Annotated in this window: 8 protein-coding genes and 1 pseudogene; 7 read left to right on the forward strand and 2 right to left on the reverse strand. The window is 62.6% G+C overall.

The genetic code is table 11. The annotated features are described in order from the left end of the window. Positions 1–150: 150 nt before the first annotated feature. Positions 151–2,601, reverse strand: coding sequence for a penicillin-binding protein 1A (locus ACK59L_RS12680; protein WP_409273951.1), 2,451 nt, complete (start codon positions 2,599–2,601; stop codon positions 151–153). Positions 2,602–2,775: 174 nt separating this feature from the next. Here ACK59L_RS12680 and pilM point away from each other — a divergent pair, with 174 nt between their 5' ends. From pilM to ACK59L_RS12715, 7 genes are all read left to right on the forward strand, one after another. Continuing rightward, positions 2,776–3,657: a type IV pilus biogenesis protein PilM gene (gene pilM / locus ACK59L_RS12685; RefSeq protein ID WP_409273953.1), complete on the forward strand. Its 882-nt coding sequence runs from the start codon at positions 2,776–2,778 to the stop codon at positions 3,655–3,657. Next, the gene (locus ACK59L_RS12690) at positions 3,654–4,190 is read left to right on the forward strand and encodes a PilN domain-containing protein (RefSeq protein ID WP_409273955.1); all 537 of its coding nucleotides are present in this window, start codon (positions 3,654–3,656) and stop codon (positions 4,188–4,190) included. The genes pilM and ACK59L_RS12690 overlap by 4 nt, the downstream gene beginning before the upstream one ends. After that, on the forward strand, positions 4,187–5,203 hold the full coding sequence (locus ACK59L_RS12695) for a pilus assembly protein PilP (RefSeq protein ID WP_409273957.1): 1,017 nt from the start codon (positions 4,187–4,189) through the stop codon (positions 5,201–5,203). The genes ACK59L_RS12690 and ACK59L_RS12695 overlap by 4 nt, the downstream gene beginning before the upstream one ends. Next, positions 5,127–6,392 carry a type IV pilus secretin PilQ gene (locus tag ACK59L_RS12700; RefSeq protein WP_409273959.1) on the forward strand — a complete coding sequence of 422 codons (1,266 nt, stop codon included), beginning with the start codon at positions 5,127–5,129 and terminating at the stop codon, positions 6,390–6,392. Before ACK59L_RS12695 ends, ACK59L_RS12700 begins: the two co-directional genes overlap by 77 nt. A 4-nt stretch (positions 6,393–6,396) precedes the next feature. Beyond that, positions 6,397–6,915 (forward strand): shikimate kinase AroK, encoded by a 519-nt coding sequence (gene aroK, locus ACK59L_RS12705; protein WP_027913510.1) that lies wholly within the window; start codon positions 6,397–6,399, stop codon positions 6,913–6,915. Positions 6,916–7,014: 99 nt separating this feature from the next. After that, on the forward strand, positions 7,015–8,112 hold the full coding sequence (gene aroB, locus ACK59L_RS12710; protein WP_409273961.1) for a 3-dehydroquinate synthase: 1,098 nt from the start codon (positions 7,015–7,017) through the stop codon (positions 8,110–8,112). A gap of 15 nt (positions 8,113–8,127) precedes the next feature. Beyond that, complete coding sequence (locus ACK59L_RS12715) at positions 8,128–9,720, forward strand: SPOR domain-containing protein (RefSeq protein ID WP_197844103.1); 1,593 nt, start codon at positions 8,128–8,130, stop codon at positions 9,718–9,720. A gap of 57 nt (positions 9,721–9,777) precedes the next feature. Here the strand turns inward: ACK59L_RS12715 and ACK59L_RS12720 are convergent. Then, positions 9,778–10,156 (reverse strand): annotated as a pseudogene (locus tag ACK59L_RS12720) (hypothetical protein); the annotation flags it as partial.

Genomic DNA, 10,156 nt, shown 5'->3' on the forward strand with positions numbered 1-10,156 from the left:
GCGAAGCGGCCCCAACGATATCAAGACAGCATCGAGCCATGACTGCCGGGTTTTATAATGGCTGTAAAACGAAGGGTTCGCGGGAAATCGCCGGCATCGCGCCGTAATGCCAGGGCCGCGTTGCAGCCCTGTCAGGGTTCCGGTTGGATATCAGAAGAGATCCATTGGCGTTGCTTCATCGGCTGGAAGCGGGCTACCCGGTGCAGTCCCGTTACCCAGTTCATCCACCGAGGGTGGAGAGTCCTCCGCCTTGAACAGCTCGAAATAGGCATTGGGCGTACTTGCCGAGGCAGCACGGCCACTGACCGGATCGACCCGCAGGCTCAGGATGCCTTCAGGCTGCGCAGGCGGGTGCTCCGGCCGGCCTTGCAGGGCAGGGCCCATGAAGCCCATCCAGATCGGCAGTGCGGCAGTGCCACCGTATTCCCGACGACCCAGGGTTTCGGGCTGATCGAAACCAACCCATACCGTGGTCACGTAGTCGGCGTTGTAGCCAGAGAACCAGGCATCCTTGGACTCGTTGGTGGTACCGGTCTTGCCTGCCAGGTCGGTGCGTCCCAGTGCCAGGGCTCGGCGGCCCGTACCGCGTTTGATGACGTCCTGCAGCATGCTGGTGAGGATGTAGGTGGTACGGCCGTCGATGATGCGCTCGGCCACTGCCGGGGCTTGGGGTGCGGGCGTCTGATCGAACGAGCCGGCGGGCTCACCTGGAACCTGCCCAGTGCTGATGGGCTGCTCGGGAGCGGCCAGCCCGGCGTTGTCTTCCGAACCCTGGGGAACGCGCGGCGGGTTGGCCGTGAACAGCGTCTCGCCATTGCGGCTCTCGATACGGTCGATCAGGTAGGGCGAGATTTTGTAGCCGCCATTGGCGAACGTACTCCAGCCGGTGGCGATTTCCATCGGCGTCAGGGTGGCGGTACCCAGTGCCAGCGACAGGTTACGGGGCAGGTCCTGCTTGTTGAAACCGAATTTGGCGATGTAGTCGATGGTGCGGTCGATGCCCATGGCCTGCAGCAACCGGATCGAAACTAGGTTACGTGACTTGTACAGGGCTTCGCGCATGCGAATCGGGCCGAGGAACGTATTGGTGTCGTTCTTGGGGCGCCAGACCTTGTCCACCGACTCGTCGACGAACACGATCGGCGCGTCGTTGACCAGGCTGGAAGCGGTGTAGCCGCTGTCGAGCGCTGCGCTGTAGATGAAGGGCTTGAAACTCGAACCAGGCTGGCGCTTGGCCTGCATGGCACGGTTATAGTTGCTCTGCTCGAACGAGAAGCCGCCGACCAGTGCACGGATGGCGCCGCTGGTCGGGTCCAGGGTGACGAGTGCGCTCTGGGCACTAGGCACCTGGCTGAATTTCAATGACCCGTCATCCAGGCGTTGTAGGCGCACCAGGTCGCCGACCTGGGCAACGTCTGCCGGCGACTGAGGCGCACGGCCCTGGGCATTGGTGTTGATGAACGGACGTGCCCACTTCATGGTGTCCCAGGCCACGGTCTGTTCCTTGCCGTTGCGGGTCAGCACCTGAAGGCCGGTCTTCTCGACGCGGGTAACGATGGCCGGTTCCAGTCCACCCAGTGTGCGCTGCTTGGCCAGTTCGTGGGTCCAGGCCGCCACGGTGCGCCCAGGGAAACGTGCCTCGGGGCCGCGGTAGCCATGGCGCTGGTCGTAGTCGGTCAAACCCTTGAGCACCGCCTTGTTGGCGATTTCCTGGGTGTCGCTGGGTACAGTGGTGGTCACGCGCAAGCCTTCGGTGTAGGCGTCGCTGCCGTAGCGGCCGACCATTTCGGCGCGGGCCATTTCGGCGACGAAGGGCGCATTCACCTCCGGCGTGGGCACGTGATAGCGGGCGTTCAGCGGTTCGGCCAGGGCGGCCTGGTAGCTGGCCTCGTCGATCTTGCCGAGCTTGTACATGCGGCCCAGGATCCAGTCACGGCGCTCCTTGGCGCGGACCGGGTTGGCCAGCGGGTTGAAGCGTGACGGCGCCTTGGGCAGGCCCGCGATCATCGCCATCTGCGCCAGGCTCACGTCACGGATCGACTTGCCGTAGTAAACCTGGGCGGCGGCATCGATGCCGTACGCACGGTTGCCCAGGTAGATCTTGTTCACGTACAGCTCGAGAATTTCGTCCTTGGTCAGCTCGCGCTCGATCTGCAGCGCCAGCAGAATCTCGTTGGTCTTGCGCGAGAAACTGCGTTCGCTGGTCAGGAAGAAGTTCTTCGCCACCTGCATGGTGATAGTGCTGCCACCGGTCTGGATATGGCCGGTCTTGACCAGCTGTGTGGCCGCGCGCATCAGGCTGCTGGGGTCGACGCCATAGTGGTTGAGGAAATTGTCGTCCTCGGCGGACAGAAGTGCCTGAATGAACTGTGGCGGAATCTCCGAGAAGCGGATCGGGGAACGGCGCATTTCGCCAAATTCGGCGATCAGCTTACCGTCGCTGCTGAACACCTTGAGGGGGATCTGCAACTGGATGCTTCTGAGCGAATCGACCGAAGGCAGGTTGGGGCTAAGATACAGAAACGCACCGCTCACACCGAGTACGAGCGCGCAGATGGCTGCGACGGAAGACCACCAGAAGAACTTAAGCAGACGTATCAAGGCTTTTCGGTGTCCAGGTTGTGAATGGATTGCACGCAGGTCCGGCGGGCCGGAAAACGCCGGGCATTATAAGCATTTTTCGCCACGCCGGGGTTACCGCCCGGGCTGCTCGTCGTTTGGCGGCGGCCGGATTCAGGGAACGCCCCGGGGGGTATCGAGCGCAGGGAGGCTGCGATGCTTGGACGCTTTAGCAGGGATGCCGGTTCATTTACAGGGATTGAAATCGTCGAGAATGCGGTGCGGGTGGTTCAATTGCGCAAGCGCAAGCGGCGCTTTGAGGTGCTGTGCCAGGCACAGGAATCCTACCGACAGCCAGCGGCCACCACCTGGATGGCCCAGCCAGCACATGCTGCAGCGGCGCTGCGGCGCGCCTTCGAACGTCACGGTTTACGCCAGCATCGAGTGGCCATGGCGCTGCCAGCCGACCAGGTGATCTGCAAGCCGTGCCGCCTGCCGCACCAGGCTTGTGAGGAACAGATCGAAGCGCAGTTGCTCGCCGAGGCCGAGCGGCTACTGCCTTTTGCACTGGATGACTTGGCCATGGATTTCCATGTGCTGGGTCCCAGCCTTGATGAGCCGAACAGTATCGACGTGATGGTGGCGGCTTGCCGGCAAAGCACGCTGGCACTGGTGCAATCGATGGTGACGCAAGCGGGGCTGCAATTGGAAGCCGTCGAGGTCGACACAATCGCCCTTGCCCGCCTGTTACCGCTTGCATTTTCGGATCAGGCCGCCTTGTTGCGGATCGATCGGCAAAACATTGTGCTGCATCGCTGGCAACCCCAGGGCGTCTGCCAGCGATGGGAGTGGACGGCGACTGAACCCCTGCTGCCGGGCGAGTTGCCAGAGCGGGCTGCCGCGGCGCTCGTGTCGCAGAGCCTGCCGGCAGACCTGTGGGTGTCAAGCGGTGCGTGCATGACCCATCGGCACCTGCAAGCGATGAGCGAAAGGCTCAACGTACGTTGCCGGCCGTTGCCTGCACCCGGCGGGCTCGAATGTCTCGGCGGCCCCATGCTGCTTGCCAGCACGCTGGCGGCAGGAGGGTTGCGGGCATGATCCGGTTCAACCTGCTGCCTTGGCGCGAGCGGCAGCGGCAAGCAGCCATTCGGCGCTTTCGCAACCAGCTGTTGGCAAGCGCATTGGCGGCCCTGTGCGCCGTGACAACGATCGATCAGCTGGCGCGTCAACGGGCCCACTTGCAGGCGGCCGATAACAAGCAGCGAGCGGCTGAATTGGCGGTCCTGATTGAGCCCGCAGCGTCCAGGGCACAGCTGCAGGATCAGCACGCCGCGTCGTCGGGCCAGCTTTCCCGGTTTGAGACGCTGCGCGCTGAGCAGCGCATCCTGGAGGGGTTGTTCACGGACCTTGAGCGCGCCCTGCCAACTACTGTGCAGTTGTTGGGCCTGCAATTTGAAGCCAGCCACTTGCAGATAACGGGCCTGGCTCCCTCTGGCGCTGTGATCGCCCAGTTCATGCGGGACCTGGGTCGCTCGGGCGTGTTGATCGACCTGCAACTCAAGCAGATCAAAAGCCTGCCCCGTGCCGATCAGTTCCTGCTGACAGCACGCGTCGCGGCGTCCTGGTCATGAAACTGCAGGCGGCCTTTGAGCGCGCGTCGGCGTTCGGGCAGTCCGTGCGGGCCAAGCGCATGGCGCCGGTGCTGCTGGCCTGTTGTCTGTTCGCCTTGGGCTGCGCGATACGCCTGCCAGCAGCGCTGCAGCAAATGGACCGGGAGCAGGCCAGGGCCCAGGCGCTGGATGAGCGGCAATCGGCCTTGAATGCAGAGCGCGCGGGGCTCGACAGCCTACGTGCCGCTGTGGCTGAGGCCGAGCAACGCCTGCAGGTGGCCCTGTGGAACATGGCCGCCGGCCAGGACATGAGCGACCTGGTGGATCACATCGCGGCGTTGGGCCGCGCCCACGGCTTGCTCATCGAGCTGCTGCGGGTGCAAGAGGCGCAAACCCACGGTGATTACCAACAGGTGCCGCTGGAGCTGCGGGTCAAAGGCGAGTATGCCGGCATGCGGCAATGGTTGTTCGAGTGGCTTGGCCAGGCTCGGCTGCTGCGCACTGGCGACATGAGCCTGGAACCTGTCACCGGGCAGCCTGGCATGGTGCAACTGCGGCTGCAGGTCGATGCCTTCCAGGCAACCGTCCCAACGCTGCCGGCACAGGCATTGGCCCAGCTGCCGGCACGCATGCCCGTGGCAGCACCGCACGTCGACCCATTCAGGCCGCAGCAGGACCAACTGCCTGATCGCGGGCTGGCAAGCGTGCCGCTGTCGCAGGTGCGCATGGTTGGCAGCCTGTCGCGGGCACAGGCTCACGAAGCGCTGTTGATGGCAGCCGGTAGGGTTCATCGGGTAAGCCTGGGTGACCGGGTCGGGCGCGATCAAGGGGTCGTTGCGCATATCGATCCGGGTCAGGTGGAAATTCGCGAACACTGGTTCATGGACGGTGCATGGCACGAGCGCGTTGCGTTTATCTCTATGGCAACACCTGCGGGCAAGGAGGCCCTGATCCTGGATGAGCAAGACATGGAAATGGCTACTCGCAACCCTGCTGTTGCCGTTGACGGCAATGGCCGCCCCCTACCAGGGTGAACGGCTGTCACTGAATTTTCAGGATGTCGAGGTACGCGCCGTGCTGCAGGTGCTTGCCGACCATGCCGGTATCAACCTGGTCGCCAGCGACGACGTCCAAGGGAGCGTCACCTTGCGGCTGGAAGATGTCCCCTGGGATCAAGCGATCGACCTGGTATTGCGCAGCAAGGGCCTGGGTCGACGCCAGGAAGGCAATGTACTGCTGATCGCACCGCTTTCGACCCTGAGCGCGCAGTCGTTCGAGGACACCGCAAATTCACTCGACGTACAACAACAGCCCATGCGTCGAGAACTGATGCGTATCCACTATGCCAAGGCCGCAGATTTGTCCGAGCTGTTGTTGGCGAGCCTGTCTGAGGACGGCATCCTTGCCGGCAGGGGCAGTCTGGGTGTGGATGAGCGTACCAACACGCTGGTGGTCCACCAGCCGGCGAATCGACTTGCCGAGATTCGACAACTGATTGCCCAGTTGGATGTGCCCGTGCGTCAGGTCGCGATCGAAGCCCGTATCGTGGAGGCCAACGTCGACTACCAGAAAGGACTGGGGGTGCGATGGGGCGGCGACCTTTACAGCGCCGTGCCGAGACCGGGCAAGGACCTGTTCGTAGACCTGGGCGTCGAGCGAGGCAGCAGCAGCCTTGGCGTCGGTCTGTTGCGCGGCGACGTGCTCCTTGATCTTGAGCTCAGCGCCATGGAAAAGAGCGGTGAGGGCGAGATCATCTCGCAGCCCAAGGTAGTGACCGCTGACAAGGAGACGGCGCGGATACTCAAAGGTACCGAGGTGCCTTACCAGCAGTCCAACAAGAACGGCGCGACAACCGTAACGTTTCGCGAGGCTTCGCTTTCACTGGAAGTAACGCCGCAGATCACGCCCGATGACAGTGTCGTCATGACCGTGAGAGTGACCAAGGACGAACCTGACTACGTCAATGCCCTGAATGACGTCCCGCCCATTCGCAAGAACGAGGTCAATGCCAAGGTCAGGGTCGAGAACGGGCAGACGATCGTGATCGGAGGCGTCTACTCGACCACGCAAAACAATGTGGTGGACAAGGTGCCATTTCTTGGCGATCTGCCGTATGTTGGACGGCTGTTTCGACGCGATGTACTACAAGAGAAAAAATCCGAGCTGCTGGTCTTCCTGACTCCGCGTATCATGAGTGACCAGACGATTGCTGTGAGTCGTTGATTCTGTGCGAAATTTGATACTTGTGGGGCCCATGGGTGCTGGTAAAAGCACCATCGGGCGCCTATTGGCCAAAGAGCTGCGCCTGCCATTCAGGGATTCCGACAAGGAAATCGAACTGAGGTGCGGCGCCAACATCCCGTGGATCTTCGACAAGGAAGGCGAGCCGGGTTTCCGTGACCGCGAGCAGGCCATGATCGCCGAGTTGTGCAGCCTCGATGGCGTGGTCGTTGCTACCGGCGGCGGGGCTGTCATGCGCGAGGCCAATCGCCGCGCGCTGCACCAGGGCGGCCGGGTGATCTACCTGCATGCCTCGGTCGAGCAGCAGGTCGGCCGCACCGCTCGGGATCGCAACCGGCCATTGCTGCGTACCGCCAACCCGGAGGCGACCCTGCGCGCCTTGCTCGAAACCCGAGACCCGCTTTACCGTGAAATTGCCGATCTGGTGGTGCAAACCGACGAGCGGCCACCGCGGATGGTAGTGATCGACATTCTCGAGCGCCTGCAGCAGTTGCCGCCCCGCTAACCCGGGACTATTCTCGGCCTCCTGCGCCAAGGCGAGGTTCAACGATACCGCGTGGCTTGCCTGCCAAAGGCGCCGTGCACCAGCTCATTGTGGGGATACATGCAGACACTGAAGGTCGACCTGGGCGAGCGCAGCTACCCGATCTACATTGGCGAAGGCCTGCTTGACCAGCCTGAGTGGCTGACGCCGCATATCGCGGGCCGTCAGGTTGCCATCGTTTCCAATGAAACTGTGGCGCCGCTCTATCTGGAGCGCCTGAGCAGGACCTTGGGGGCTTATAGCGTACTGCCGGTGGTACTGCCTGACGGTGAGGCCCACAAGAACTGGGAAACGTTGCAGCTGATCTTCGATGGCCTGCTGACGGCCCGCCACGATCGGCGCACTACCGTCGTGGCCCTCGGTGGCGGCGTAATCGGCGACATGGCCGGTTTTGCCGCGGCGTGCTATCAGCGCGGTGTGGATTTCATCCAGGTGCCCACCACCCTGCTGTCGCAGGTGGATTCGTCGGTTGGCGGCAAGACCGGCATCAATCACCCACTGGGCAAGAACATGGTCGGCGCGTTCTACCAGCCCAATGCCGTGGTGATCGACACCATGACACTCGGGACCCTGCCAGCCCGTGAGCTGTCTGCCGGGCTGGCCGAAGTCATCAAGTACGGTTTGATCTGTGACAAGCCTTTCATGGCCTGGCTCGAAGAAAATATGCCGGCGCTGCGCAGTCTTGACCCAGTAGCGTTGACCGAAGCCATCCGTCGCTCGTGCGCGGCCAAGGCAGCCGTCGTAGGGGCTGACGAGCGCGAGTCGGGTGTTCGGGCCACGCTCAATCTTGGCCATACCTTCGGCCACGCCATCGAAACCCATATGGGCTATGGCGTCTGGCTGCATGGCGAAGCCGTGGCAGCAGGTACGGCCATGGCGCTGGAGATGTCCATGCGGCTAGGCTGGATCACCCAGGCCGAACGCGACCGCAGCATTGGCTTGCTGCTGGAAGCAGGCTTGCCGGTGGTGCCCCCACAGGAAATGACCCCGGCGCATTTCATGGAACACATGGCGGTCGACAAGAAGGTGCTGGACGGCCGTCTGCGCTTGGTGCTGCTGCGCCAGCTAGGCGAGGCCGTGGTCACCGACGACTATCCCAATGAGATTCTTCAGGCCACGCTGTCGGCGGATTACCGCGCGATCGTGGCCCAGCTTTGAGGTTGTGACAGCGCAATGACCAGTTTGCACGCCGATGAGGCCTTTCTCGACCATTACCAACTGAGCCACGACCCGTTCGCACCACGCGTACCGGGCTTCAAGTTCTTCCCCGCCCAGCGCAAGCCGGTCCTGGCACAGCTGCACCACCTGGCCCGCTACAGCCACCTGATGCTGGTGGTCACCGGGCCTCTGGGCAGCGGCAAGACCCTGCTGCGCCAGGCGCTGGCGGCCAGCACCAACAAGCAGTCGGTGCAGAGCGTCGTGGTGTCGGCCCGCAGTGCCGGCGATGCTGCCAGTATTCTCGGCCAGATCGCGCAATACCTGGATGTGGCCGAGCCGCAGGTGCAGAGCATCTTGTCCAAGATGGTGCAACTGGCCCTGACTGGCCAGGAAGTGTATCTGCTGGTGGACGATGCGGAACAACTGGACGAGTCGGCACTCCAAGCGTTGCTGGAATTGGCGGCAGGCGTTCCCGAAGGGCGTCCGCATGTCTTCCTGTTCGGTGAGCCATCGCTGATTGCAGGGCTCGATGAGTTGAATATCGAGGAAGAACGCTTCCACATCATCGAACTTGCGCCGTACAGCGAGGATGAAACCCGCGAGTACCTCGAACAGCGCCTGGTGGGTGCCGGCCGGGGTATCGAGGTGTTCAGCCGGGAGCAGATCGCCGATATCCATGAAAATGCCGATGGGTGGCCTGGCACTATCAACCAGGTTGCCCGCGACACTCTGATCGAAGCCATGATCGCCAGCCGCACGACGGCAAAGCGACCAGCCATGGGGTTCAAGATGCCTAAAAAACACGTACTCGCGCTATCCGCCGTGGTCGTCGTCGCCGTGGCCGCGGCGGTGTTGATGCCCCGCAAGGGCGACAAGGCCCCTGAAGATGCACCCGCAGCCCAAGCCCAGTTGCCCCTTGGCGACGGCAATTCCAGCGCGGCAATCGAGTTCTCCGGCTCGTCCCAGCCCAAGCCCCTGCCGTTGGGTGGGCAGTCGCAACCGGTGATGCGTGAACCGTTGGCCCAGGCAGCAGGCATGGGCGAGGGCGAAGAGGGCAGCCCGGCGGGTGATACAGCGCTGCAACCGGGCAATCCGCCACCCACGGTCACCACCATCGCACCGCCACAGGGCGTGTCTGCAGGCCCAGCGCCGGCGCCTGCCCAACCGGTTACCTCCACGCCCAAGCCGGCGGTCACGCAACAGCCCAAGCAAACCACGCCGGCCAAGCCTGAGCCTGCACCTACCCAGGTGGCGGTGGCCAAGCCCGCGCCCAAGGCTGCCGAGAAACCTGCTGAAAAATCAGCGTCAGGTGGCAGCGGCAACAGCGCCTGGTACACCGGCCAGAAGCCGGGCAACTACGTGGTGCAGATTCTGGGGACCAGCTCCGAAGCGTCGGCCCAGGCCTTTGTGAAAGCCCAAGGTGGCGACTATCGCTACTTCCGCAAGTCCCTGCAGGGCAAGCCGCTGTACGTGGTCACCTACGGCAACTTCGCCAACCGCGATGCAGCGGTGGCCGCCATCAAGAACTTGCCAGCGAAGGTCCAGGCTGGTAAACCTTGGCCACGTACTGTCGCCAGCGTCCAACAAGAGCTGGCTTCGGCCCGCTGATACCTTCCGGGCAGCATCACCCCGCTGCCCTGTAGCCAAGCGAATTCTGGTTTTCGTCTAGCCTGCTGCGCCCAAGCGCGGCAGGCTTTTCTGTCCCGGGCTGTCGGCCACAAGCCACCCACGCAGCTCTGGCTGAATCGCTTCAGAGTCCAGTGAAGTCGCCACCTGGTTGGCGGCATCAATACATTCAAAAATGCGACATAAATTTTCAATGGTGAGACATGAAAATTTGTGAGTGTCGCTGTCGCTGTGCAACAATGGTTTTCCATGGCCACCGCAAAAAAGCTGGCGTTTGATCGGCGTGGATGGTAAGTGGTTGTTAAAAAAAGAGATTTGCCTCCGTTGAGGGGTGAACCTGGTGAGAATGTGTCTATGAAAACAGGTCTGTACAATCCCGAAGAATTCAAGAACAACTGTGGTTTCGGCCTGATCGCCC

The organism is Pseudomonas sp. KCJK9111, from assembly GCF_046231935.1.
GTDB lineage: Bacteria > Pseudomonadota > Gammaproteobacteria > Pseudomonadales > Pseudomonadaceae > Aquipseudomonas > Aquipseudomonas parafulva_B.

What these genes read in the sequence shown, in the direction of transcription:
- ACK59L_RS12690 (WP_409273955.1), top strand. Translation starts at nt 3,654, where the DNA reads ATGATCCGGTTCAACCTGCTGCCTTGGCGCGAGCGGCAGCGGCAAGCA.
- ACK59L_RS12715 (WP_197844103.1), top strand. Translation starts at nt 8,128, where the DNA reads ATGACCAGTTTGCACGCCGATGAGGCCTTTCTCGACCATTACCAACTG.
- pilM (WP_409273953.1), top strand. Translation starts at nt 2,776, where the DNA reads ATGCTTGGACGCTTTAGCAGGGATGCCGGTTCATTTACAGGGATTGAA.
- ACK59L_RS12695 (WP_409273957.1), top strand. Translation starts at nt 4,187, where the DNA reads ATGAAACTGCAGGCGGCCTTTGAGCGCGCGTCGGCGTTCGGGCAGTCC.
- aroB (WP_409273961.1), top strand. Translation starts at nt 7,015, where the DNA reads ATGCAGACACTGAAGGTCGACCTGGGCGAGCGCAGCTACCCGATCTAC.
- ACK59L_RS12700 (WP_409273959.1), top strand. Translation starts at nt 5,127, where the DNA reads ATGAGCAAGACATGGAAATGGCTACTCGCAACCCTGCTGTTGCCGTTG.